23 protein-coding genes and 2 pseudogenes are annotated in these 23,171 nt (G+C 69.0%); 13 read left to right on the plus strand and 12 right to left on the minus strand.

All coding sequences use genetic code 11. The annotated features are described in order from the left end of the window. Entirely contained in the window at window positions 1–168 is a 168-nt protein-coding gene (locus FNH09_RS50105) for a hypothetical protein (RefSeq protein WP_420802745.1), read from the minus strand. Window positions 169–177: 9 nt separating this feature from the next. On the opposite strand from FNH09_RS50105, the gene FNH09_RS46660 reads away from it, so the two are divergent. Next, on the plus strand, window positions 178–621 hold the full coding sequence (locus tag FNH09_RS46660) for a hypothetical protein (protein ID WP_156110811.1): 444 nt from the start codon (window positions 178–180) through the stop codon (window positions 619–621). Between the two features lie 81 nt (window positions 622–702). On the opposite strand, the gene FNH09_RS09305 is transcribed toward FNH09_RS46660, so the two are convergent. Further along, a complete protein-coding gene (locus FNH09_RS09305) occupies window positions 703–939 on the minus strand; it encodes a VOC family protein (RefSeq protein WP_152886279.1) in 237 nt (78 codons plus the stop codon). Between the two features lie 358 nt (window positions 940–1,297). After that, window positions 1,298–1,777 carry a hypothetical protein gene (locus tag FNH09_RS09310; RefSeq protein WP_152886280.1) on the minus strand — a complete coding sequence of 160 codons (480 nt, stop codon included), beginning with the start codon at window positions 1,775–1,777 and terminating at the stop codon, window positions 1,298–1,300. A 53-nt stretch (window positions 1,778–1,830) separates the two neighbouring features. On the opposite strand from FNH09_RS09310, the gene FNH09_RS09315 reads away from it, so the two are divergent. Next, entirely contained in the window at window positions 1,831–3,405 is a 1,575-nt protein-coding gene (locus FNH09_RS09315; protein WP_162468315.1) for a transposase, read from the plus strand. A 229-nt stretch (window positions 3,406–3,634) separates the two neighbouring features. Beyond that, window positions 3,635–4,141, plus strand: a complete 507-nt coding sequence (locus tag FNH09_RS09320; RefSeq protein ID WP_238426564.1) for an allene oxide cyclase barrel-like domain-containing protein — start codon at window positions 3,635–3,637, stop codon at window positions 4,139–4,141. Between the two features lie 232 nt (window positions 4,142–4,373). Here the strand turns inward: FNH09_RS09320 and FNH09_RS09325 are convergent, their stop codons facing one another. Continuing rightward, a complete protein-coding gene (locus tag FNH09_RS09325; protein ID WP_152886283.1) occupies window positions 4,374–5,750 on the minus strand; it encodes a serine hydrolase domain-containing protein in 1,377 nt (458 codons plus the stop codon). A 103-nt stretch (window positions 5,751–5,853) separates the two neighbouring features. Between FNH09_RS09325 and FNH09_RS09330 the strand changes: the two genes are divergently transcribed. The 3 genes from FNH09_RS09330 to FNH09_RS09340 all read left to right on the plus strand — a co-directional run bounded on the left by FNH09_RS09330 (window position 5,854) and on the right by FNH09_RS09340 (window position 9,242). Beyond that, window positions 5,854–6,549, plus strand: a complete 696-nt coding sequence (locus tag FNH09_RS09330) for a TetR/AcrR family transcriptional regulator (protein ID WP_152886284.1) — start codon at window positions 5,854–5,856, stop codon at window positions 6,547–6,549. 204 nt (window positions 6,550–6,753) lie between these two features. Continuing rightward, window positions 6,754–6,960 (plus strand): hypothetical protein, encoded by a 207-nt coding sequence (locus FNH09_RS09335; RefSeq protein ID WP_238426565.1) that lies wholly within the window; start codon window positions 6,754–6,756, stop codon window positions 6,958–6,960. A 227-nt stretch (window positions 6,961–7,187) separates the two neighbouring features. Continuing rightward, on the plus strand, window positions 7,188–9,242 hold the full coding sequence (locus FNH09_RS09340) for a PA14 domain-containing protein (protein ID WP_152886285.1): 2,055 nt from the start codon (window positions 7,188–7,190) through the stop codon (window positions 9,240–9,242). Between the two features lie 259 nt (window positions 9,243–9,501). On the opposite strand, the gene FNH09_RS49760 is transcribed toward FNH09_RS09340, so the two are convergent. Both FNH09_RS49760 and FNH09_RS48340 read right to left on the minus strand, forming a co-directional pair. Continuing rightward, window positions 9,502–9,729 carry a hypothetical protein gene (locus tag FNH09_RS49760; protein ID WP_338017518.1) on the minus strand — a complete coding sequence of 76 codons (228 nt, stop codon included), beginning with the start codon at window positions 9,727–9,729 and terminating at the stop codon, window positions 9,502–9,504. A gap of 156 nt (window positions 9,730–9,885) precedes the next feature. Further along, window positions 9,886–10,701, minus strand: a complete 816-nt coding sequence (locus FNH09_RS48340) for an SMI1/KNR4 family protein (protein WP_238426566.1) — start codon at window positions 10,699–10,701, stop codon at window positions 9,886–9,888. Window positions 10,702–10,833: 132 nt separating this feature from the next. On the opposite strand from FNH09_RS48340, the gene FNH09_RS09360 reads away from it, so the two are divergent. Then, the gene (locus FNH09_RS09360; RefSeq protein WP_152886286.1) at window positions 10,834–11,328 is read left to right on the plus strand and encodes a GNAT family N-acetyltransferase; all 495 of its coding nucleotides are present in this window, start codon (window positions 10,834–10,836) and stop codon (window positions 11,326–11,328) included. Window positions 11,329–11,489: 161 nt separating this feature from the next. Here FNH09_RS09360 and FNH09_RS09365 read toward each other — a convergent pair whose 3' ends face one another. Then, a complete protein-coding gene (locus tag FNH09_RS09365; protein WP_338017519.1) occupies window positions 11,490–12,344 on the minus strand; it encodes a class I SAM-dependent methyltransferase in 855 nt (284 codons plus the stop codon). A gap of 275 nt (window positions 12,345–12,619) precedes the next feature. Continuing rightward, window positions 12,620–13,957 (minus strand): aminotransferase-like domain-containing protein, encoded by a 1,338-nt coding sequence (locus tag FNH09_RS09370; RefSeq protein WP_152886287.1) that lies wholly within the window; start codon window positions 13,955–13,957, stop codon window positions 12,620–12,622. 95 nt (window positions 13,958–14,052) lie between these two features. Between FNH09_RS09370 and FNH09_RS09375 the strand changes: the two genes are divergently transcribed. Together FNH09_RS09375 and FNH09_RS09385 are read left to right on the plus strand one after the other, a co-directional pair. Next, window positions 14,053–14,676, plus strand: coding sequence for a DJ-1/PfpI family protein (locus FNH09_RS09375; RefSeq protein ID WP_152886288.1), 624 nt, complete (start codon window positions 14,053–14,055; stop codon window positions 14,674–14,676). Window positions 14,677–15,470: 794 nt separating this feature from the next. Further along, window positions 15,471–15,965: a DUF1877 family protein gene (locus FNH09_RS09385; protein WP_152886289.1), complete on the plus strand. Its 495-nt coding sequence runs from the start codon at window positions 15,471–15,473 to the stop codon at window positions 15,963–15,965. A 461-nt stretch (window positions 15,966–16,426) separates the two neighbouring features. Here FNH09_RS09385 and FNH09_RS09390 read toward each other — a convergent pair whose 3' ends face one another. Next, the gene (locus FNH09_RS09390) at window positions 16,427–16,834 is read right to left on the minus strand and encodes a (2Fe-2S) ferredoxin domain-containing protein (protein WP_162468316.1); all 408 of its coding nucleotides are present in this window, start codon (window positions 16,832–16,834) and stop codon (window positions 16,427–16,429) included. Continuing rightward, window positions 16,831–18,807 carry a heavy metal translocating P-type ATPase gene (locus FNH09_RS09395; RefSeq protein ID WP_152886290.1) on the minus strand — a complete coding sequence of 659 codons (1,977 nt, stop codon included), beginning with the start codon at window positions 18,805–18,807 and terminating at the stop codon, window positions 16,831–16,833. Before FNH09_RS09395 ends, FNH09_RS09390 begins: the two co-directional genes overlap by 4 nt. 94 nt (window positions 18,808–18,901) lie before the next feature. On the opposite strand from FNH09_RS09395, the gene FNH09_RS09400 reads away from it, so the two are divergent. After that, complete coding sequence (locus tag FNH09_RS09400; RefSeq protein ID WP_152886291.1) at window positions 18,902–19,294, plus strand: ArsR/SmtB family transcription factor; 393 nt, start codon at window positions 18,902–18,904, stop codon at window positions 19,292–19,294. 412 nt (window positions 19,295–19,706) lie between these two features. Beyond that, window positions 19,707–19,868, plus strand: a pseudogene (locus FNH09_RS48345) (GntR family transcriptional regulator); the annotation flags it as partial. A gap of 327 nt (window positions 19,869–20,195) precedes the next feature. On the opposite strand, the pseudogene FNH09_RS09415 reads toward FNH09_RS48345, so the two are convergent. Both FNH09_RS09415 and pyrE read right to left on the minus strand, forming a co-directional pair. After that, window positions 20,196–21,138, minus strand: a pseudogene (locus tag FNH09_RS09415) (IS5 family transposase). A gap of 44 nt (window positions 21,139–21,182) precedes the next feature. Next, complete coding sequence (gene pyrE / locus FNH09_RS09420) at window positions 21,183–21,713, minus strand: orotate phosphoribosyltransferase (protein ID WP_162468317.1); 531 nt, start codon at window positions 21,711–21,713, stop codon at window positions 21,183–21,185. 276 nt (window positions 21,714–21,989) lie between these two features. On the opposite strand from pyrE, the gene FNH09_RS09425 reads away from it, so the two are divergent. Next, entirely contained in the window at window positions 21,990–22,382 is a 393-nt protein-coding gene (locus tag FNH09_RS09425; RefSeq protein WP_152886293.1) for a hypothetical protein, read from the plus strand. 176 nt (window positions 22,383–22,558) lie between these two features. Further along, complete coding sequence (locus FNH09_RS09430; RefSeq protein ID WP_274390215.1) at window positions 22,559–23,113, plus strand: IS701 family transposase; 555 nt, start codon at window positions 22,559–22,561, stop codon at window positions 23,111–23,113. The last annotated feature ends 58 nt before the right edge of the window (window positions 23,114–23,171 follow it).

Here is a 23,171-nt window from a genome sequence, read left to right on the forward strand (position 1 = left end):
TCAAGGCGACAAAGCGCAGGCCGTGATGGTGGTGTTCGCCGACACGTTGTTGCCGTCGGCCATGTCGGCCATGTCGGCCATGTCGGCCAGGCGCTGATCGTGCCGCAGCACGGCCGGGACGGTCACCGCGATCCGGCCGGGCGGCAGGATCCGCCACCTGGACCGCATCGCCTTCAGATGGCGGCGCGGCAGACCGGCGAGGTGGTTGACGGTGTGCGTGGACAGCGGCAGACGGCACTGGTGGACAAGCGTGCTCGTGCCCTCGACGCGTCCTTTGGTTTTCGTCGCACATTTTCAACGGCCGCCGGGGGCCTCGCGGTCAGGCTCGCGCCGGATCTCCGGGCGACAGCGCCTCCGGCCACCGGCGTGTGGCGAACCGGCCGTCGGGCAGTTTACGCAGCTGACCGCGATCAACACGGCGCGCTCGTCGGCGAGTTGTTGGCTCACCCGCTCCAGGACCCGTTCGGCGACGGCAAGTTCGTTCCGCTCGGCTCGCAACTCCGCCAACTGCTTGGTCAGCTGTTCTTCGAGTTCGTCCAGTTCCGCACGCATCCGGCCGCCGGGAAAGCGACCTGGATCGGCCAGCGGGTTCCGTCGGCCTCGACGTCGGAGCGACGCTGAAGGCGCCCCACACCGGATCGTCCACCCAGCGCCCTTGACGGGCGAGTGCCGTACGCCGGGCCGCATCCACGCTGGAGAACGTCATGCTTCGTGATCGGGGTCGAGCACCACCATGAACCTGTTGCCTTCCGGATCTGTCATCAGGGCGTGCAAGCAATCGTGAGGTTCCACGAGAGAGGCGCCCTTGGCGATCAGCGTCTGCACGTGTTCGGCGATTGTTCCGACAAGGACGGTGACGACCGGTAGCACAGCCGGAGATTCCGCTTTGCCGACGCTGTACCCACCCCAACCCGGGATGCCGCCCCAGAACCTGATCATTTTCTCTGGGTCTACTGCGTCAAAATGGACGTGCATGCTGCTGTCTCACTTTCATCCGTGCGACCGAAGCTGAGAACAGCCTGCCCAATTAATCCGGAAGGCCGTTACGGGGGAACGGACTTGAGCAGTCGATCGCCAGCGGGCCGTCATGGGTGACCTGGAACGCGGTCTCTCACCCTGGAACGTGCACCACACGGGAAAGTCAGCAGTCTTTGCGACGGCCCTTCCCGTGCTGCCGCTCGGAGCAGCCGACGCCGCGGCAGCCGGCACCAGCAGGGCGCCGCCGCGAGAAGTGGGACGCCCACGACCAGCGCGAGCACGCTGAGTACCGGTCACACCGTCCCTCTGACCCGCGACTTCAAGTTGGCGGAGGCCCTATGAACTGCTGTCGGCTCGACGGCGATCGAAAGCGCGCCATGATCTGGTGTGCGTACTGATCGTCCGGGCCGATGTCCTGGACCACACGATGGGCCTCTTGGGCCCGACTCGCCTCGCAGAGCAGTCGGACAAGGACGTACAGGGCATCACGATCACCTGCTCTGGCGCGGTCGCGCAGCGCCGCCTCCATCCCCCGCTCGCGAAGCGCTCTGTTGAGTCTCCGACGTGCGTGGACATCCGTGAGAGCGCGTTCGGTGAGTTCCGAGAGCCGTTCCGCACGGACGAGCAAATCCATGTGCCACAGGTGGTTGTTGTGTCTGTAGGGATCGATGGAGAAGCACTCGGCGTAGGTGCTCACCAACGCGATGGCCGCGTCCCAATCCTGGCGCCGTTCCGCTGCCTGGGCTTGCTCGAACCACTCCACCGGACGAGTATCGCGCAGCACTGCCTCGTACAGCATCGTGGGCGTGGTGGCCGAAGAACGTCTCCTGGCGCCGGAATATGGCTGCGGCTGTGGAGGCCGAGCGGCGGATCACCGCTGGGGTGATGGCAGTTGACCTGGACGAGGGCTGGGTCCGACTGGTGATGACCGCCACCGAAAATCCCGGGACTTCAGGCGTTCCTGACATCACTATCGAGCAGGGGATCACCGGTCTGGGCGTCGTGCCACGACCGGCGGACCAGCATCGGTCGACGGTGAGCAGGTGGCCGCGGTGCTCACGGACCCGGGAGAGCACGTTGAAACATGCCATTCGCTGGATGAAGAGGGCGCTCACCAAACAGATGGACACGTACTTCGTCAACAAGATCCACGACCTTGTCGGCCTGTACCTCGATCCGCCCGAGCGGGTACTCGTCTTCGGCGTGGTCGAAGCGAGCGAGGCCCGGTCCCCGGACCCCTCGCGGTCGACGCCGACGGGGGCACCCCACCGCATCGGGCACGACGATGTGCGGGTCGACGCCTCAACACCGTTCGCCGCCCTGGACGGCGCCACGAGAAGGGTCATCGGTTTCCGGGATCGCCGGCGTCGAGCCGAGGGCCTGAAGGAGTTCCTGAGAAAAGTCGACCGCGAAGCGCCACTCGGACTGGACATCCATGTGGTGCTGGACAATTACGCCCCCCACGAGGTTCGACGCATCAAGACGTGGCCGCTGTACCACCGCCGGTTCCATCTGCACGTCGCACCCACCAGGTCGTCGTGGCTCAGCCTGGCGGAGCGCTGGTTCGCCGCGCGCACCACCAGGCACATGGGGCAAGGCGTACACACGACCGAGAACACCCTCGAGAGGGATGTCGAAGCCTGGATCGCCGCACGGAACACCAACCCCAGGCCCTACGTCTGGACCAAGACCACAGACCAGATCCTCGAATACCTCGCCGACCGTATGGGCGATACTCCTGACTCCACACACCAATCCGGCGGGACGGACCTCTTCTGGGGTCGTCTGCGCGCCATCGATTGGGCGGGCGTGTGCGCGGGCCCCCACCACACTGCCGGCGCAGGGGTACTGATCCCGCGGCTGCTGCACGGCCTGTCGTGTGCGGCCGACCCGGTGTCAGCACGCTGGTGGGCGGAGGAACTCTACGAGATGGCCTTTCACGACCACTCCGGTGGCTATCTGCGGTCGGCCGAATCGATGACGCCCTTCCTCGTCGTGATCTGCGACTCGAACCGGGCAGCACCCCAAGCAGCCGCCCTGACGCTCCTGGCGCAGTTCGCCGGTGGCTTCCCGACCGCGGGGCGTGAATGCTGTCAAGCGGTGGACCTGCACGAACGCACGATGGAGGCCGTACGCGCAGGCCTGCCCAGCTACTACACGCAGTTGAGGTCACCGATTGCCCAGGTGAGAGCAGCGGCATTCGTACTCCTGAGTGTGCTGGAACACGCGCCGATCAAAAACCTGAGCCAAGCCGAGCGCATCGCACTTTCCGCGGAGGTTTCGGAGACCTCGCCGCGGTTCCGTCAGGCGATGGAGCGACTGACAGCGACAGAAAGGGATCCGCTCGTCCTCAAGCGGATCCAGGAAGCCGAGATCGACCCCCTGTTCGGCATCGACGAGGGATTCGGCCTCGAGCCGTTCCTGTGAGTCATCTCCGGGCAGGACAGCCCCGTGATCGATGTGGTCGTGGCGGAGATCCCGGCGACACGTCCTGATACCCGACCTGTGGTGTGGAGGTCCGGACCTGCGGGCCCGGTTGGTCCGACCGGTCGGATCTGCCGGTGGGTCGCGCCGGGACGCTCCGAGCGGTGGCAGTGCCGAGGTTATGAATATGCCGCACCTGACCGTCCACGAACACAACCTCTGGAGCCATACGATGCGCCCCATCAGGGCAGCTTGTTTCGGCACGGCCACTGCGCTGGCCATTCTTCTCGCCTGCGCCCCCGTCGCGGCCGCCGCGACGGACACCGATGTTGTCCCCGCCATGGGCAAGGACCGGGTCATCACGCTCATCGGCCATCTCGCGCAGCAGACGCGCTTCCCCGTGAACCCTGGCGGCAGCCCCGCCCAGGGTGACCGGACCGTCTTCCGCTCGGACCTCTTCGACCTGAACGGCAACCAGGTCGGCGACACCGCCGGTACCTGCACCACCACCCGGGTCGACAACGGTGGAGCGGAGGTGTGCAACGTGAACTACAACTTCCCCGGCGGCCAGCTCACCGTGCAGGGGATGGTCTTCGGCATTCTCGTCCCGGGACCGCCGCCCTCGTTCGACAACGCGATCACCGGCGGCACCGGGGTGTTCGACCGGGCGCGGGGCCAGGTCCACGCCGACACGATCGGCATGGGTATCAGGCGCTTCACGATCGACCTCGACCGCTGACCGATCCTGACCCTGCCAGGTGAGAAGGGTGGGCCGTGCATGGCACGGCCCACCGGCTCGAACGGTCCCATCGGCGACGCCGCGACCAGGCCCGGTCCCAGACCGTTCGCCCTCAGCGGCCGGCCGCCCAGGCATGAGGACCGCGATCCACAGCCGGAGTGCGAGAGTCGACTGGCTCCGGTTCGCATTGCAGGCAGGAGCGGCCGCTCGGGCAGCCCCTGCCGGCGTTGGGTCAGAATGCCTGCGTGACTCGGTTGAAGAGCCGACCGGCGAGGTCGACCCCTGTGACCGCGCCGTCGGCGTCGCGGGAGAAGTAGCCGCGCTGCCCTTCGAGGCCGCCTTCGGTGACGATGTACTCGTCGTTGTCGCCGGGAAGGAAGCCGATCTCCGCGGCTGGGTAGTCCGGGGGCATCTCCTCGTCCGATGCCTCGCGGATCTCCGGCTTGATGCCGACCGCCAGGGTCAGACGGGTGCCGTCGGAGGCGATGTCGAGGTTCATGGCGTCGATGTCGTAGCGGCCGGCGACCTCTTGGGCCCGTTCCTTGTCGTACGGGACCGGCTGCGCCGTCTGCTCGACGACGCCGAGGTAGTTCTCCAGGGCCCACCGTACGACGGACTGGTTGAAGGGGTAGCCGTCCGGGCCGGCGTTGGCCAGGGAGACCACCGCGAAGTTGCGCTCGGGCACGATGAGCAGCTCGGCGAACTGGCCGTTGCCCGAGCCGCCGTGGCCGATCCCGTGGAGGCCGTCCAGGTCGCGCAGGAACCAGCAGATGCCAAAGCCGTCGCCGAGCGTGCTGGCGCGCAGCTCGACCGTCTGCTCCCGCATCCGGTGCAGCTCTGCCTCCGGCAGCACGCTTTCGCCGTCGCCGAGTTGGAAGCGTGCCCAGAGCAGCAGATCGCTCACCGAGGAGGCGAGGCCGCCGCCGGGGTTGTCGCCGCGCGCGCCCTCCTTGAACGCTCCCCATGGCCGGGCGGGCCGCAGCGTGCCGTCGTCGTCGCGGTTGTAGCCCACGGCGAACTTGCGGACCATCACCTCGGACTGACCGTACACGGTGTCCGCAAGGCCCACCGGCTCCAGGACGAGCGCGGCCATGGCCTGCTCGAAGGGCAGGCCCGTGACCTTCTCGATGATCCGCCCGGCCAAGTTGTAGCCGGCCTGGCTGTAGGAGGCGCGGGCCCCGGGTGGTGCGATCAGCGGCAGTTGGGGCAGCTTCGCCACGAGCCCGGCCAGGGAGCGGTCGCCCTCGCCGTCGTCGATGAGGTTCCAGTCGAGGCCCGAGGTGTGGTTGAGCAGGTTCAGGACCGTGATTGCAGCCGCGGCCCGTTCGTCGGCGAGGTTCAGCTCGGGCACGTAGTGCCGTACCGGTGCGTCGAGGTCCACCTTCCCCTCGGCGACCAGGCGCATCAGCGCGGTCGCCGTGAAGGTCTTGGACACCGACGCCAGATGGAACAGCGTCTTCTCGTCGACCGGCGCGGGGTTGCTGAGGCTTGTCACCCCGTGCGAGGCGTAGATCTCCTGGCCGTCCAGGAGGACCCCGACGGCGACACCGGGAACGCCGAGTTCCGTGGCCTGCGCCTTGATGAACTCCTGGAGCTTGTCCTGCAACATTGCTTCCCCCTCGGATACTTGAACTAAGTACGAGAAGCAGCGTAGAAGCGACTTGAACAAAGTGCAAGAGTGTCGTGAACTAAGTTCAAGTAGGATGGTGGCCATGCCGCGAGACACCCTGACCGCAGACCGGATCGTCCACGCGGCCATCGAGCTGCTCGACGACGAGGGACTGGACGGCCTCAACATGCGGAGCCTGGCGAAACGGCTCGGCTCGGCTGCCACGGCCGTTTACTGGCACATCAAGACCAAGGACGACCTGGTCCGACTCGTCGGCGACGCGATCTGGCACGAGGTCGAGCTGCCCGACCTCGGTACCACCGACTGGCGCACGGCCGCCGCGGCCCATGCCGGCAGCATGCACGCGATGCTCACCCGACACCCCTGGCTCGTCCAGGCGTTCGGCAGCCACCTCCTGCACGGCCCCGGCCAGGCCCGCAACAACGATCTCAGCCTGGCCATCTACGAGAAGGCGGGCTTCGCCTCCGACGACGCGGACAGGGCGGCCGCCACTGTGTTCACCTTCGTGCTCGGCAGCGCACTCGGCCCTGCCGCACAGGTCTCGCTGAACCGCCGACTGAGCAAGAACGGCGCAGACGCGGAGCAACTGATGGCCGATGCCATGACAAGCGCCACTGAGACCGCCATGCAATTCCCGCGTCTGCGTGAACGCCTCGATACTGCGGCCGCCATGGAGTACACCGCAGCGCCCGACAGCACCTTCGAGTTCGGCCTTCGGTCCCTCCTCGACGGCTTCGAGGCCCGCCTCGGCGACGACGGCGCCAGTCGGCGAAAGTGACCCGCCGGCCACAACCGGGACACTGGGCCGCCCAGATCCGCTGTGCGCTCACCATGGCGTTTACCGTCGGCAGCCCGGTTGCCGGGTTCGTGCTGCACATCCACGAGAGCTGTCGGCATCGGCGTCAGTGGACCCGGTCGAGCGGGTCGGTGCCCGTCTGCCCGGCGTCCAGGTGAGCGGAGAGGAGGCGGGCGGCGCGGTCGAGTGCGGCGTCCCCAGGACCGCCGCTCGTCCGCCCTGCGCCTCACGGCCGAGGGCGAGAAACCGCTGGCTGCTTCCCGCCCCATCGTCGAGGGCGAACTCACCTCGCTGACCGCAGTGGTGCCCTCTGACGACCTGGCCCGCATCGCTTCAACCCTGGCCGTCCTGCGCGCCGATCTCGAGGCGGGCGCCCACGGACAACCCGGCTGACGGAGCGTTGCAAGGGCGCGAGCCGGGGAGCGGTGACGGGCCTCGCACGCCGGACATCCGGTGCTCGGCTTCGACGTCGAGGCCGATCGAGTCGTCCTCCTCGCAGACCCGCAGGTCAGGTCGGGGAATTCCCTGGTGAAGGGGGACAACCCTGCCGCCGCCTCGTGAGTCACACGGGTGTTCACCTGTTTCGTTTTCAATGGTCCGAAGGGGCCCCGCTCTCTGTGATGACTCGTACCCGGCTGACCGTGCTGGCCTCGACGGCCGCCCTCGCCGCCACCGGCAGCCTGATCACCGCCTCCCCGGCCTCTGCGGCCGTCACCTGCGCTTCTCCGCTGTGGAAGGCACAGTACTTCGGCAACTCCACCTTCAGCGGCACACCGAAACGGACCGCCTGCGACTCCGCCATCGCCGAGAACTACGGGTACGGCGACCCGGCCGGTGTCACGCTGCCCAAGGACAACTTCTCCGTGCGCTGGTCCCTCACCCGGGACTTCGGCTCCGGCGGCCCCTTCCGGCTGACCGCCGCCACCCAGGACGGCATGCGCGTCTACGTCGACGGTGTGCGCAAGATCGACCTCTGGAAGAACGTCTCCGCCACCGCCCGCAAGAGCGTCGACCTGACCGTCCCGGCCGGCACGCACACGCTGCGCGTGGACTACGTCGCCTGGACCGGTCTCGCCCTGGCCCAGTTCACGTACGCCCCGCGCACCGAGGCCGCCGTCGACACGGTCAAGCCGCTCGCCCCGGCCGGCCTGTCCGCCGCGTACGACCGGTACACCGCGAGGACCACCCTGCGTTGGGCCGCGAACAAGGAGATGGACCTCGCCGGTTACCGCGTGTACCGCCGGCTGGGCACCACCGCGTGGGCGAGGGTCAGCGGTTCGTCGCTGCTCACCTCGCGCTCCTTCGTGGACGCGACGCCCGCCACGGGCCAGACCTTCCTGTACGAGGTCCGCGCCGTCGACAAGGCGGGCCGCGAGTCCGCGGGCAGCGCCGACGTCACCGCCGCGACCGTGGACCGTACGGGTCCGGCGGCACCGGCCGGGCTCACGGTCACCAGCGACGCATGGTGGGCCACCCTGGCCTGGCAGCCGGTCTCCGACGCCACGGCGTACGAGGTGTACGCCGCCTCCGCGGCCACCGGCCCGTTCACCCTGCTGGGCACCACGGCCGCGACGTCGTACCGTACCGACGGGCCCTTGAACACCGCCTGGTACTACCGGGTCCGCGCCCTGGACGCGTCCGGCAACCCGTCGGCGTACGCTGCCGTCACCGGCGACGGCGTCGACCGGACGCCGCCGAAGTCCCCGGTCTCCCTTGAGGCCATCGCCCAATACAGCTACACCGACGTGTACTGGAAGCAGCCCGACGGCTTCTACGAGGACTTCGACAACGGCGGGACCTACCACGTCTACCGTTCGCCCGGAAAGACCCTCGACCCGGCCGCCCTCACCCGCGTGAACTGCGAGCCCTCCGAGAGCGACGAGACCAGTACCGACGGCGTCTGCCACGACCTGGACATGCCCGCGGGCACCCATGTGACGTACGCGGTCGCGGCGGTGGACCCGGCCGGCAACGAGTCGGCGCTGTCCGCCCCGCTCGTCGTGCGCACCGGCGACCGCGTCGCGCCCGGCCCGGTGACCGGTGTGAAGGCCACCCCGCGCGCCGACGGCATGCTGCTGAGCTGGGAGGCCTCGCCCGAGGACGACGTCGAGCGCTACGACGGCTGGATCGGCACCCGGAAGGCCGACGGCACGATCAAATGGCTCGGCACCATCTCCTGCGCGGAGGGCACCAGCGACCCGCTCGCGGTCGTCTGCGGCGACCTGCCTGACGGCGAGACGTATGTGTACGCGGTCGTCGCCAGGGACCGTTGGGGCAACGTACTGTCCCCGAGCGCCCCGGGGGTCACGGTCGTCGAGGCCACCGAGCTGGACATGAGGCCGTCCGTGACGGTCACCCGGGACTGGAACCTCGGCAGCATGGGCTACGGCACCGTCATCGGCGGCCCCGGCGTGACCGGGCCGTCCATCAACTGGCGGTGCGACAACACGGCCGAGTGCGACACCGTCGCGGGCTACCGCGTCAGCCGGTGGAACACGGCCACCGAGGCGTACGAGCCGCTGCACACCGGGCTGCTGGCGGCCACGACCCGCACCTACACGGACGCCACGGCCGCCCGGGGGACCACGCACTTCTACACACTGGAGGCGGTGCGCGCCGACGGCAGCGTCGCGGGCACGCATGTGTGGAACTGCGTCTTCCAGGACCGCGTCTAGGCAGGTCCGTCCCGGTCATCCGGATCGTCCGGGCGCCGGTCCGCGGGTGCTCCCGCACCGGCGCCGGGCGCCCGGCGTCCGGTGGCCGCGGGGTCGGGCCGCCGCTCCCGGGCCGGACGCCGGGACAGGGCCCAGGAGGCCACCCTGATCAGGAAGCTTGTGTCGGGTTGTCGGGGCCGGTGGTCCCGGTCCGTGCGGCGGCTGCCGCCTCCAGCAGGGACCAGCCGTCGAGCTCCACCGCCTGCCGCATCGCCGGCTGCTACCCGCGGGCCAACGCCACGTCGAGCAGGGCTCGGACGGCGCCGGGTTCGTGAAGGTTGAGGGAGGCGCCCCGGACGTACCCCACGTCTCCGGAGCCCAGGGGAGCCCCGCCCGGGACGTACCGGTCAGGGCCCTCGGTGAAGACGATGCGCAGTGGGCCGCCGGTGCCGGCCGGCTGCGGATGGAGCGTCAGGGTCTCGTGGCAGCAACGGCTGCCGTCCGCCACGCTGTGGCTGTGGCGGAGCGTCCACAGATACGTTCGCGCGTCGACAACCAGCCGACGGGGACTTTTCGAATGGCGGGGCATGGAGCCGAGGGTACGCGGCCCGATCCACGCCTCCCTGGCGGTGACCAGACGTCGATGAGCCGAGCAGGGCAGTCGTCAGAGTCGGGTGAGGCCGTAACCGCGGCCGAGGATCTCGGCATTGGGTACGAAGCGGGTCCTGTGATCAGGGTCGACGATGTCGTCGAGATCGGTGAAGTAGAACGATGTCGTCGTACCGGCTACCACGTCGAGAAGAAACCGGCTGCATGAGACGGGGGTCGTCTCCCACAGCGGGCCGCGGCCCTCGTTGAGGATGACGGTCCATTCCTCCGGCTCGACATCGGACTGGACCAGCCAGTACAGGAAGTGTCCAGAGCCTTCGTCGAATCCCCAGGGGATCAGTCGGACGTCGCGGTCCAGGAGTTCCGGCGGCCGATCCTCACCGGCTTCCCAGAGCTCTTGGAGGATCTCCTCGCGCTCCGCGGCCTGGGCGATGAGGTCGTAGGACGCATTCGGGCATCCGGGCTCCAGCATCCAGAGCGTGCCCGCGAAGAGCCCGCCGCCATATGCCTGGACGAGCCGCTTGTAATCGGCCGGCAGGGCCGTGCCCAGTGCTGTTTCCACCGCGGCCCACTCCAGGTCCTTGGCAACAGCAGGCGGTGGTGGGCACAACTGCTCCAGCGGTTCGGTGTAGCGCAGGGCGCGGGCCATCCGAATGTCGTCGGGTAGAGCGCTGAGTCGTGTGGGCGTCCTGCTGGCGTCCAGCACGGCCACGTGCATCCGGTCGCCGACCGCAGGGCGCGGCGCGTCAGACCACCACGAGGGGTGTTTGGCCTGGTCCACAAAACCCTCGTGCCCGTCCACATCGACAATGGTCCCTACCGAGGCCACGGCCGTGACTATGGCGTCGCATTCTTGGTGATCAGCAAGCATGACACCCACTCTCCACGACGAGGCCGGCCGTCGACGAGCCGGATATCGCTGCGCATCCGGCAACGTTCGCCCCGTCTTGATTCGGACTGTGAACCTTGTGGTTCGGGCGGACGGGGTGGGAGGCTCCGGGCTATGTCGATCTCGGTCAGAGCTGCCGAGCGGGGCGACGTGCCCGCACTTGTTCGCCTGCGTCTCGCGAATGCCGAAAGGCATGTCGAACTCGATCCGACCGTCTATCGAGTGCCCGACGTCGAGGCCGTGCGCAGGCACTTCGAAGGAGTGCTGTCGGGCGAGTCCAAGGTGGTGATCCTGGTCGCCGAGGTGGTGGGTGAGGTGGTGGGCATGGCGGAGGTGGTTCTGCTGGCCGATCCACCGGATCATCAGATCCTGGCTCCCTGTCGCGCCGCCGACATCCACACGGTCGTCCTGGACGGGCACCGCGGTGAGGGGGTCGGGTCGGCCTTGCTGGCAGCAGCGGAGCAAGCCGCCGCGGAGCGTGGGGTCTCGATCATCCATGCCGGCATCTTCGCGGCGAACAAGGGAGCCGTCCGCTTCTACTCCTCGGCCGGCTTCGGACCGCGCGGAACGCTGCTGAGCAAGGAGCAAGACGCGTCCGTAGACGGCTGACACGCCTGGAGCACGAGGGCGGGTGCTCAGCAGGTGTGTGACGTTCGCCCCTTCCACGACCACGTGTGGACGTTCGTCAGCGGCGTGCTCGTCTCGCCAGATGACGCAGCGGCGGATCATGCTTCCCCGGGATTTGTGGCCGGGGGTTGTCGGGAGGTGTTCTACCGGCGGACCGCCGAGACCAGTCCGCCGGGGCGCTCCTCGCGCTGCGGCGGGGTGCTGATCGGGCGGCCGTAGGCGGCAGCGCGCTCGCGCAGGGTGTGGCAGTCGGCCTCCCAGCCGTGCCCGGCCAGCCAGCCCACCGGATCGTCGGGCATCTCCGAGACCCACATGGACGCCGCCGATCCCGGTGCCGCGTCCGCGCCGAAGCGCTCGATCACGCCGGGCGAGCCCAACGTCAGCCCCATCCGGCTCCCTGGCGCCGACTGCGCGCTGATCCGGGCCAGCAGCAGCTCCACCGCGTCCTGGGGCAGATAGATCAGCAGCCCTTCTGCGATCCATATGGTCGGGGCCGCCAGGTCATGCCCTGCGGCGGCCAGCGCGTCCGGCCAGTCCTCACGCAGATCCACCGCGACGGTGATCCGCTCGCAGCGCGCGACGGCCCGCTCCTGGCGCAGCACCGACGCCTTGAAGTCCAGCGGCGCGGCGGTGTCGACCTCGAACAGCCGGGTGCCCTCGGGCCAGTCCATCCGGAAGGCCCTGCTGTCCATTCCCGCGCCGAGCAGCACGACCTGCCGGACCCCGGACGCGCAGGCCTGCTGCAACAGGTCGTCGAGGAACTTCGTCCTGATGACGATGGAGAACGACACGGCCAGTCGGCGGCGTCGCGCCTCCTCGTCACCATCGGGCAGCGGCGACGACGAGGGCCACAGGCCGCCTGCGGCGGCGAAAGCCTGTGCCAGTGGGTCGCGGAACAGCGGGTTCGCCCGCTCGGTCTCCAGCGCCCGCACCCTGGCCACCCCAACTGCCGTGGCCCACACTCCCGACGGCTGCACCCGCTCCTGTCCATCAGTCACCACGCCAGCCTAGACGACCGATTCCGAGGGACCTGATGAGGGGAGCCGGCCTCAGGTTCGCCCCTGCTGCCTGTACGGCTTCGCCGGCCGAACGGCCCGCTCGCCGTGGAGGAGACCGGGCCGCGCGGGCGACCGGTCGTCCAGCGCGTCGCTCTCACCGCCATCGGCCGCGAGGAGGTCACCTCGTGATGCGCGGACGGCATCGGATGAAGGGGGAGTGCCCCGCAACTCGGCGCCGAAGAATCCGTACACCCTCGGCCGACGTGCAAGCGCGTTCAGGTGAATGCGTCTTCGAGGGCGAGGCGCCGTACCGTGCGCAGCGTCGATCGGAGGCTGTCCAACTGGGCCGAGCCCAGGGCGAGGCGGATCGCCTGCGGTGTGTGGGCCGAGGTGGTGAACGGCTCCGCGGTGGTGACCGAGATGCGATGACGCGCGAGGGTGGCGGTCAGACGGTCGGCGCGTGCGCTGTCGGGCAGCGGCACCCAGGTGAAGTACGACGAGGGATGACCGACCAGCGGTAGCCCTGCCAGTTCTCGCACAGCGAGGGCTTGGCGGGCCTTGGCGTCGTCCCGCTTCTGCGCCTCCAACTTGTCCACGGTGCCGTCGTCGAGCCAGCGGCAAGCGATCGCCGTGGTCAGGGCCGGGGTGTTCCAGGTGGTCGCTCGGATCGCGCGTTCGAGCAGCGGCACGGCGGTCGGCGGGGCGAGGACGAAGCCGACCCGCAGGCCCGTGGCGACGCTCTTGGACAGCCCGGAGACGTGGACGGTGATGTCCGGTGCGGCCACCACCAGCGGCGGTGGTGGGTTCTCGACCAGGAAGGCGTACGAGGCGTCCTCGATGATGAGCACGCCGTGCTGCCGGGCGATCCCGATCAGGCGGACTCGGTCGGCTTCCGTCATGACCCAGCCCAGGGGGTTGTGCAGGGTCGGCATGGTGTACACCGCGCGCACCGGCCGGGTGGCACACACCTTCTCCAGGACGTCGAGGTCCGGCCCGTCGACGGTGGTGGGGATGGGCTCCAGGTCGAGGTGCAAGGTGTGCGCGAGCACCTTGAAGCCGGGATAGGTGAGTGCGTCGACCGCGACGACGTCGCCTGCGTTGAGCATGGCCATGGCCGTGACGGCCAGGCCGTGCTGCGCACCGTTGACGACAAGGATGCGGTCGGCGTCAGCGGGGATCCCGCGGCGACCCAGGTGCCGTCCGATGGAAGCCCTGTCCTGGGGTCGGCCCGGGTGCGGCTGATACCGCAGCAGCGAGTCGAGGTCACCGGAGACGGCCACGTCTCGTAGGGCCTGGCGCAGGAGGCCGGTCTGGCCGGGCAGCGACGGATAGTTGAAGTTGAGGTCGACTGCGTCCGTGGCGAGGACCTGCTGGTCGATGCCCTGGCTGGGGGTGACCGCGAGGTCGCGCACGAACGTGCCGCGGCCCTGCTCCCGGCTGACCAGGCCCATGGCCTCCAGTTCGGCGTACACCCGTGTCGCGGTCACGACCGCGACGCCCTCGCGGGCGGCCAGCGCGCGGTGGGTCGGCAACTTGGCGCCCGCCGCGAGTCGCCCCGTCCGGATGTCGGAGGCGAGTGCGTCGACCAGGGCTTTGTAGCGCGGGGCTGCCATGGGTCGAAATTGTATCCATGACAATTCTTTGACTGTCCTGCTTGCAGGTCCGTACGGTCGCAGTCATTCCGCGCTCACCTGGAAGGACAGCCGACATGCACGTCGCGATCCTCACTTTCGAGGGGTACAACGAGCTCGACTCCCTGATCGCGCTCGGAGTGCTCAACCGCATCAAGGCTGACGACTGGCGCGTCACCATCGCCACGCCCAGCCCCAAGGTGACGTCCATGAACGGGGTGGTCATCGAGCAGATGTCCACACTGGAGGAGGCGTGCACCGCCGACGCCGTCATCATCGGCAGCGGCGTCGCCACCCGTGAGGTCGTCGAAGATCCGGCGATCATGAGTGTCCTGCGGGGCCTGGACCCCTCGCGCCAGCTCATCGCGGCACAGTGCTCCGGCGCCCTCGTACTGGCCAGGCTCGGGCTCCTCAACGACATCCCCGCCTGCACCGACCTGACCACCAAGCCCTGGGTCATCGCGGCCGGCGTCGAGGTACTCAACCAGCCTTTCTACGCAAAGGACAACGTCGCCACCGCCGGCGGCTGCCTGGCTTCCCACTACCTCGCCGCGTGGATCATCACCCGACTGCGAGGCAAGGACGCCGCCGAGAGCGCACTGCACTATGTCGCCCCGGTCGGCGAGAAGGACGAGTACATCGAGCGTGCCTGGCGGAACATCACCCCCTATCTGCCCGCCCCTACGCCGACGCTCGTCTGACGCTTCACACCGGGTCTCCAGCGCCTCCGGCAGGTCGACGGCGCACGGATCGCCGCACCTGGCGGCGCGTCCGGCCCTACCGCCGGCGTCCCCCGCCCGGGTCCCGCGGTCCGGTCGGTCCTCGGCGGCCTCGGCTGGTCCGCGGAGGGGCCGAGGCATCCCGCCGACCGGGGTGGAGCCGCGGAAGCCGCAGCGGCCCAGCACGTTCGGATCGGCGTGCTCGAGATGTTCCGGTCCCGGCGGCCTCGGCCCCCTCTGACGAGGCTTGGGCAGCCGCCTGCGGGCGATGCCGTTCGACTTCCCGACCTCTCCTTGGAATCAAGGTTGTCGAGCCCGGCCGGAGACGGATCCAGATTCCACTGACAAGGCGTTGGGTGATGAACGGCTCCAGGCCGTTCCAGGTGTGGGGGTAGCCGTCTATGCCCGGTCTCAACCGGATGGCGGGGTGCGGGCGTCCTGGCCCCAGAAGATTCTCGGCCTGGGCCAAGGGCATGCCGCAGTGAAGCGGACCGATACGGCCGGTCCGGGCGAACTCCACGAGCACGTTCATCAAGGTCACGACGGTGACTCTGGCATCCTCTCGTGCCGAGCCACACCTGGATAGTGTTCGAAGAGGCCTCAGCACGACTCACCGGGTCGGCACGATCGAGTGCGGGTGGTGAGGTCGACGACCGGCAGCAGTGTCCCAGTCGAAAGCCCAACAGCAGGCCAGCCGATGGAGGCGGCCCAGCGCATCCGACCGCCGGCCGTGTGGTTGGATCACGCGGAACGAATCTTCGTAGGGGCAGGGGGACATGATGGCGGCTCGCGCGGTGCTCTTCGCTCTGGAGGCCCAGGACGCCGAACGCTTTTTGGCCTGTCAGGAGGACGACGAGGTCATCGAACTCGTCGCAGAGGTCGAGGACCGGTGGGACATGGACCACCTCTGCGAACTCGACAAGTCCTGGGATGCCCTGCACCGTTGCTTCACCGACGGCGACCTCGCCTTCGAGAACGGCGACTATCCGTTGTCGCACGTCATACTTGGCGGAGTGCCGTTGCACCAAGGCGACGATTACATCGTCTGCTACGTCGCTGCGGACCAGGTCCGCGAGGTCGCGAAGGCACTGGAGCCACTGGACGGGCAGTGGCTGGGCGAGCGCTTCGCCACGCTCACGTTCGACGCCTACCAGGGCACCGGCGACGCCGCCGACATCGCCTACACCCAGGCGTTCCTGCCCGGACTGAAGACCTTCTACCTCACCGCTGCGCAGAACGACCGAGCGGTCATCTTCACCGTCGATCAGTAGACCGGGGCCAACCGTCGGCGCATGTCGCGGGCGTACGGGCGGGCAGTCCGGGGGTTACCGGTGAATGGGCGGCCGCCTTGCGCCGGCGTCTGCTCGACCGCATCCAGGTTGGCGGGGCTGCCGGGGTCACCTGGCGGCCGAGTCTGCGGGTGGCGCCGTCGGGCAGGGGGCAGGTGCACACTCGACGCGCTGGGGCGCCAGGTGCTGGTATGTCCCAGCGGGGACCGTTCCCTCGGGGTGGTCCCGGCGACGCCGTGCCCAGGCAAGTGCTCGTCTCAGACCAAGGCCACGCCGCAGTCGTCGGCGGTCGGCACTCCGCCAGGCCAGGATCGTCGTTCAGAGGCCGCCTACCTTGAGAGGAACTTCTCGATGACGGCGATCACCTTGGTCGGGCCCTCCGGGGCGACCAGTTCGACGGGCTTGTCGATCCGGTAGAGGTCGCCCCGCGGCGGGTGCGAGGGTCATGTGTCATGGAGTTCGGCCTGGACGCGGCGGGAGGGACGGAAGGCGTAGAGGTCGAGGATGCCGGGCGGGTCGGCGAGGCCGGGGCCGCCGTCCTTGACCCAGGTGGTGATGTCGATGGTGGCGTCGGGGTCGTTGACCAGGCCGAGCCAGACGGGGCGGCCGCCGTTCTTGCGGCCTTCGGCGGAAGGCTGGACGACGATGACGTTGGCGCGCTCGCAGGCGTCGAGGCAGTCGGTGACGCGTACGGTCGCCGTGCCGTCGAGGGCTTGGCGCAGGTCTCGGAGTTGGGCGGTGTGGTCGAGGCCGGGGATCTTGGGGGTACCGCAGCAGCAGCCGCGGCAGACGGTGACGGTGGGCCGTGCTGCCCCCGGGGCAGGGGAGGCGCGACGGGTGCGTCGGCTCACGCGGTGTCCTTGGTGAGTCGGGGCCAGGCGGTCTCGCGCAGCAGGCGCAGGCCGTTGAGGCCGACGATGACGGTGGAGCCCTCGTGGCCGGCGACGCCGAGGGGCAGGGGGAGGGTGCCGATCAGGTCCCAGGCGACCAGGACGGCGATGAAGGACCCGGCGATGGCCAGGTTCTGGACGACGAAGCGGCGTGCGGTGCGGGAGAGCTGCACGATCGCGGGGATGGTGGCCAGTTCGTCGCGCACGACGACGGCGTCGGCGGTCTCCAGGGCGAGATCGGAGCCGGCCTTGCCCATCGCGATCCCGCAGTGCGCGGCGGCCAGGGCGGGGGCGTCGTTGACTCCGTCGCCCACGACCAGCACCTTGTGACCCTGGGCTTCCCACTTCTTGACGGCGTCGACCTTGTCCCGGGGGAGCAGCCCGGCGCGGACCTCGGTGATGCCGACCTCGGCGGCCAGGTGCCGGGCGGCGCGTTCGTTGTCGCCGGTCAGCAGGATCGGGGTGCGGCCGGTCAGGCGGGTGAGGGCGGCTACGGTGGCCGCCGCGTCCGGCCGCAGCCGGTCCGCGATCCCCAGCATGCCCACCGGTACCCCGTCGCGCACAACGACGACCGAGGTACGCCCGTCCTCCTCCAGCTCGGCCACCACTGCCCGGTGCGGCTGGTGGCCGGCACCGTCCAGCAGCCGGGCGGGGGAGCCGACCGTGACGGTGTGGCCGGCGACGGTGGCGGTGACGCCCTGTCCGGGGGTGGAGGTGAAGTCTTCGGCTTCGGTCAGGGGCAGGCCGCGTTCGCGGGCGGCGGCGACCACGGCCCGGGCCAGCGGGTGCTCGCTGGGATGCTCGGCGGAGGCTGCCAGAGCGAGGAGCGCATCGTCCTTCAGGCCGCTGCCGGGCAGGGGGCGCAGGTCGGTGACATGGGGGGTGCCTTCGGTGAGGGTGCCGGTCTTGTCCAGGGCGACGGTGCTGATCTGGCCGAGGCGCTCCATGACGACGGCGGACTTGGCGAGCACGCCACGGCGGCCGGCGTTGGCGATGGCTGACAGCAGCGGCGGCATGGTGGAGAGCACCACCGCGCACGGCGAGGCCACGATCATGAACGTCATCGCCCGCAGCAGTGCCGAAGAGAGGGCGTTTCCGAAGGCGAGCGGGATCGCGAAGACGGCGAGGGTCGCGAGGACCATGCCGATCGAGTAGCGCTGCTCGATCTTCTCGATGAACAGCTGGGTGGGCGCCTTGGTCTCGGAGGCTTCCTCGACCATCTTCACGATCCGGGCGATCACCGAGTCGGACGGGTCGCGCTCGACCCGTACGCGCAGGACCCCGGTGCCGTTGACGGTGCCGGCGAACACCTCGTCCCCGGCCTGCCTGGCCACCGGAAGCGGCTCGCCGGTGATGGTGGCCTGGTCGACGTCACTGGCTCCGTCGAGTACCTGTCCGTCCGCGCCGACCCGCTCGCCGGGACGGACCAGAATCGTGTCCCCGACCATCAGGCGCTCGGTGTCCACCGTCTCCTCGGTGCCGTCCGGCAGGAGCCGGGTGGCGGTGGTGGGGGCGAGGTCGAGCAGTCCGCGCACGGAGTCCGCGGTGCGGGCGGTGGCTACGGCTTCCAGGGCGCCGGAGGTGGCGAAGATGACGATCAGCAGCGCGCCGTCGAGGACCTGCCCGATCGCGGCGGCCCCCAGGGCGGCGACGACCATCAGCAGGTCCACGTCCAGCGTCTTGTCCTTCAGGGCTTTCAACCCCTCCCAGGCCGGCTCCCAGCCGCCGGTGACGTAGGTCGCGGCGAACAGGGCGCCCCACAGCCACACCGGACCGTCCATCAGGTGGATCGGCAGCGCGAGAAGGAACAGCACCAGCGCCGCGAGCGCCCAGCGGGCCTCGGTCGTCGCGAGCAGACGGGTTTGGCGCCGGGGCGGTAGCGGACGCATGGCGCCGGTGGGCGGCGCGGACCGCTGCTCCAGGACAGTAGACATGACAAAACAACCCTTCACGGGCGGGAGGTGGCTACGCTTCCACCGTACATGAACGTCTGAACAGCTCTTCATGTGTCATCGGTATGATGGGCGCATGGGCCATGGACGCGACACCATCACCAGCAGCGCCAGTACCCGCGAACGGCTCGATGCGGTCGGTACCGCCGACGTCGCCGCCACCCTCCAGGCCCTCGCCACACCCTCCCGGCTCTACATCCTGGCCCGCCTCCAGGAAGGCCCCTGCGCGGTCGGAGAGCTCGCCGAAGCCGTCGGCATGGAAGCCTCCGCCTGCTCGCACCAGCTCCGGCTGCTGCGAAACCTCGGCCTGGTCACCGGCGAGCGGCAGGGCCGCTCCATCGTCTACTCGCTCTACGACAACCACGTCGCGGAGCTTCTCGATCAGGCCCTCTACCACGTCGAGCACCTGCGCCTGGGATTGCACGACACCCCGGCCCACGCGGCTGCCCCGGCCGCCCCCGGGCGCTGAGCACAAGCCTGATGCCGCCCGGCGCTTCAGCTCTGCCGGCAGTGATCCTTGTGTCGCGACTCCTCCCTGCCCGCCGAGCTGTACGAGCGCGACATCGGCTGCACCTGACTGCACAGCACGACTCCCGGCGGCCGGCTCGTCTTCCATGCGTTCGCCGTCCTGGCGGAGCTCCCGCGAATTCATGGTGATAGGGGCCGACGCGGGCCTGGCCGTCGTCTGCGACCCCCTGCTCGGCCTGGTCCTTTGCCAAGCCGCTGGGCGTCTTGCCACCCCATTCCCGACCCGAAAGAGCTGCGCGCAGGCGTCGTGTCGGACCGGCTCAACGCCCCAGTACCTCTCTGGCGCCGCCCGACCCTTGTAATCGGTACCTGGGTACAGGTTCACCGTCGGAGGAGTCCCCCGTTGAGGGACCCTCCCGATCGCCTCCGCCGCGCCGGTCCTCGCGATCACGCGGGTCGCTACCGCCTCCACCGGCCGAGTCGTCGACGCCGCCCTCCTGGCCTTCCCAGGGGACCGCATCGACGCGGTCTTCACCACCCACCACGCGCGCGACGAGAGGCAGGCACAAGGATGACGGCACGGAACGAACTGCGCCTCTTCCCGTGGTCGGACCCGGAGAGCCAGCCCTGCTACCTGAGCACCGACGGCCCAGACGGCTACGTGGCCCGCCCGGCGGACGACATCGAGTCGGTCCAACTCGGCTCGGCGAACGAGCTGCTGACACACGCCCACGAAACGCTCGAGACCAGAACGCGAACGCGGAAGACATGCAACGGCTGGCCCACGAACTGGCCGGCTCTCTGCGGGACCTCCTGCGCGTTGCGACCAGCCGCGGTGACCTCCTGGCGTAAGCGACCCGCACAACATCTGAACGACGGGGCGTTAGAGCCTGTCCGGGCGATCATGAACGGAGCCAGATGACCAGGGCTGCGACGGTGACGGTTCCGAGGAAGATGTATGCGCGTTTTTCATAGCGCGTCGCGACGGCTCTGTGCGCCTTGAGCTTATTGATGGCGCGTTCGACCGTGTTGCGTTTTTTGTAACGTTCTTTGTCCAAGCCTGGTGGCCTGCCACCGTGTGAGCCCCGGCGCAGGCGGGCGGCTTGCTGGTCCTTTTTCTCCGGGATGACGTGGCGGATGCCGCGCCTTCGCAGATAAGCGCGAAAGGTGCGGTTGCTGTACGCCTTATCCGCGCTGAGGCTGTCCGGACGCCGGCGCGGGCGGCCCGGCCCGGCCCGGCCCGTGGCACACGGATCTTGTCCATGACCGGCTCGAACTGGGTGCAGTCCGCCCGCTGCCCGGGGGTGACAGTGAGAGACAGCGGGCGGCAGCGACCATCGGCGCTCAGGTGGACTTTCGCGGTGAACCCGCCGCGGGAGCGCCCCAGTCCCTCGCCTGCAGCACCACCGCCACCACATGGCCGAGCAACCTCAACCAGGGCCTCTCGGTCAGGTGTTCCACTGCGGCGCCCCCCTTTGAACAACTCGGTGCCGGCGGTGGGGTTCTGCGGGCCCCGGCGGCGTGCTGGTGAGCCTGCATCACGGTGGAGTCCACCGAGATGTCTCAGTCGATCGCGCCGTCCGCGTCGGCGGCGCCCTGGACCTGCTGGAACAGCCGCTCCCAGGTGCCGTCGGCCGACCAGAGCCGATGGCGTTCATACACGGTCTTCCACGGGCCGAACCGTTCCGGCAGATCCCGCCACGGCAACCCGGTCCGTACCCGGTGCAGTATCCCGTTGACCACCTGACGGTGGTCCGGCCACTGCCCGCACCGGTTGTTACTCACCGGCAGCAGCGGCTCCAACTGCGCCCACTGCCCGTCCGAAAGATCTCCCCGCCCCATCATGCTCCGGACAACGCTCCAGGCCGGTGGCCGGACACGGCCTGGAGTCAGGACGCGGCAGCAGCCCGCAAGTCTTCGGCCGACAGCAGTGACAACAGACTGATGCCCTCCGCCTTGAGAGCCTCCGCACCGCCTTGCTCCCGGTCGATCACGCATAGCGCCTCATCCACCTGCGCGCCCAGGTTCCGCAGGTCCGCGGTCGACAGCACGATCTGCCCACCGCTGGTGACGACGTCCTCGATGACCAGCACCTTCTGGCCCGCAACCTCCGCACCCTCGGCCAGACGGCACGTGCCATACGGCTTGGCCTGCTTGCGCACGAACGCGCAAGGAAGGCCCGTGTGTCGGCCGAGCGCGGTCACTACCGGGATGCCGCCCATCTCCAGGCCGGCCAGCACCTGCGTGCCGGACGGCACCAGAGGGGCCATCCGTCGGGCGATGTCGTCCAGCAGGACGGGATCCGCCTCGAATCGGTACTTGTCGAAGTACTCCGTGGCAGTACGTCCCGACCGGAGCGTGAACTGGCCGGTCAGGTGAGAGGCAGCATGGATACGGCGAGCAAGATCAGACTTCGTCACAGGCAATCACTCTCCCAGCCACCCCACCCGACCAGCACACCGGCTCCCCTTACGACTCCACTACAAGATCGCCCGGACACTGCCTAGCCCCGAACCACGGCCACACCCTCACCTTGATCCACTTTCGATACACGGCCTAGTACTCAAGCCGTAGATCGTGATCTCGCCCGCTGGCGTCCTAGATGCTTCAGTTGGCGGTCCCGCACTCTGTCGTGGTCAGGTGCCGAGTGAGCTCGTCGAGAAGGTCAGCCAAGATGTCCCCCGTAGGATCCGGGCATGAACAGCAAGGGGTGGGGAGCCCTCTACGGGCTGTGCTTCGCTGTCGCGCTCGGCTGGGGGGCGACCGGGCTTGTCGAGGGCGGGTGCGACTGGCATTACGACGGCCAACGAAGCGCGTGTGGGGTGCCGGACGGCTATGGCTGGTATGCCGCCGTCTTCATCATCGCGGCCCTTTCGTTCCTTCCGCTGTGCTGGACGGTGATCCGTACCGACGACTGGCGACCGTCGTTGGGGATCTCTGTCGGTGCTGCCATCGCCTTGGCGATCACCCTGTCCACGGGCATCACCCGAGGATTCTTGATTCTGGCGGCAGTCGAGGCAGCTATCGCTATGGGAGTGCCGTTGATTCTCAGGAGGGTCGGCGCACGAAGGCGCGGGCGAAGAAGATGAGCAGGACCTCCACGCCAACTTGAACTCGGAGTCGCCAGCCAAGGCGCCCAGAGTCGGGCGGGACGCAGATTGGTGCGGCCACCGATGATCATCGGTGTGTGAAGACTGAAGATCATGCGGTGGCCGCGGGGCACAGCGTAGACCCTGCCCGCTGGCAGGAGGCGTTCGAGATCCTGATGGGCCGGATAGCGGGCCGCTTCGCCCGGGTCGAACCCCGGCGTCGGGTGAGGGACTTGGTGCTGGGGCTGCTCTCGGACCTGCCGCGCAAGAACTGCTGGTCGATCGCCGAGTGGGCCGGGGAGGCCACCCCGGACGGCATGCAGTACCTGCTCGGCCGGGCCAAGTGGGATGCCGATCGGGTGCGTGATGACGTGCGTGAGTACGTGCTGGAGCACCTGCGTGACGAGGATGCGGTGTTGGTGGTCGACGAGACCGGGGATGTGAAGAAGGGCACGCACACTGTCGGGCTCCAACGCCAGTACACCGGCACCGCCGGGAGGATCGAGAACGCGCAGGTCGCTGTCTACCTCGTCTACGCAAGTGCCCGCGGGCACGCGGCGGTGGACCGTGAGTTATACATCCCGCGCTCGTGGACGTGCGATGCGGACCGCTGCCGGGCCGCGGGACTGGGCGAGAGCACCGTCTTCGCGACCAAACCGGACCTAGGGCTTCTCTTGTGGATCACGGCGCGCAAGTCATGGACCGTAAGATCGAGGGCCATTGCTGCATGAGGGGGCGGGATGGCTGGGACTTCGTCGGCTTCAGGAGACGTGCTGAAGCCGGTCAGAC

The organism is Streptomyces adustus (genome assembly GCF_009377175.1).
Taxonomy (GTDB): Bacteria; Actinomycetota; Actinomycetes; order Streptomycetales; family Streptomycetaceae; genus Streptomyces; species Streptomyces adustus.

Excerpts from the sequence above, each read along its gene's own strand:
- FNH09_RS50105 (WP_420802745.1), bottom strand. The coding sequence starts at position 168 with ATGCGGTCCAGGTGGCGGATCCTGCCGCCCGGCCGGATCGCGGTGACC.
- FNH09_RS46660 (WP_156110811.1), top strand. The coding sequence starts at position 178 with ATGGCGGCGCGGCAGACCGGCGAGGTGGTTGACGGTGTGCGTGGACAG.
- FNH09_RS09305 (WP_152886279.1), bottom strand. The coding sequence starts at position 939 with ATGATCAGGTTCTGGGGCGGCATCCCGGGTTGGGGTGGGTACAGCGTC.
- FNH09_RS09310 (WP_152886280.1), bottom strand. The coding sequence starts at position 1,777 with ATGCTGTACGAGGCAGTGCTGCGCGATACTCGTCCGGTGGAGTGGTTC.
- FNH09_RS09320 (WP_238426564.1), top strand. The coding sequence starts at position 3,635 with ATGCGCCCCATCAGGGCAGCTTGTTTCGGCACGGCCACTGCGCTGGCC.
- FNH09_RS09325 (WP_152886283.1), bottom strand. The coding sequence starts at position 5,750 with ATGTTGCAGGACAAGCTCCAGGAGTTCATCAAGGCGCAGGCCACGGAA.
- FNH09_RS09330 (WP_152886284.1), top strand. The coding sequence starts at position 5,854 with ATGCCGCGAGACACCCTGACCGCAGACCGGATCGTCCACGCGGCCATC.
- FNH09_RS09340 (WP_152886285.1), top strand. The coding sequence starts at position 7,188 with ATGACTCGTACCCGGCTGACCGTGCTGGCCTCGACGGCCGCCCTCGCC.
- FNH09_RS48340 (WP_238426566.1), bottom strand. The coding sequence starts at position 10,701 with ATGCTTGCTGATCACCAAGAATGCGACGCCATAGTCACGGCCGTGGCC.
- FNH09_RS09360 (WP_152886286.1), top strand. The coding sequence starts at position 10,834 with ATGTCGATCTCGGTCAGAGCTGCCGAGCGGGGCGACGTGCCCGCACTT.
- FNH09_RS09370 (WP_152886287.1), bottom strand. The coding sequence starts at position 13,957 with ATGGCAGCCCCGCGCTACAAAGCCCTGGTCGACGCACTCGCCTCCGAC.
- FNH09_RS09375 (WP_152886288.1), top strand. The coding sequence starts at position 14,053 with ATGCACGTCGCGATCCTCACTTTCGAGGGGTACAACGAGCTCGACTCC.
- FNH09_RS09385 (WP_152886289.1), top strand. The coding sequence starts at position 15,471 with ATGATGGCGGCTCGCGCGGTGCTCTTCGCTCTGGAGGCCCAGGACGCC.
- FNH09_RS09395 (WP_152886290.1), bottom strand. The coding sequence starts at position 18,807 with ATGTCTACTGTCCTGGAGCAGCGGTCCGCGCCGCCCACCGGCGCCATG.
- FNH09_RS09400 (WP_152886291.1), top strand. The coding sequence starts at position 18,902 with ATGGGCCATGGACGCGACACCATCACCAGCAGCGCCAGTACCCGCGAA.
- FNH09_RS09425 (WP_152886293.1), top strand. The coding sequence starts at position 21,990 with ATGAACAGCAAGGGGTGGGGAGCCCTCTACGGGCTGTGCTTCGCTGTC.
- FNH09_RS09430 (WP_274390215.1), top strand. The coding sequence starts at position 22,559 with ATGGGCCGGATAGCGGGCCGCTTCGCCCGGGTCGAACCCCGGCGTCGG.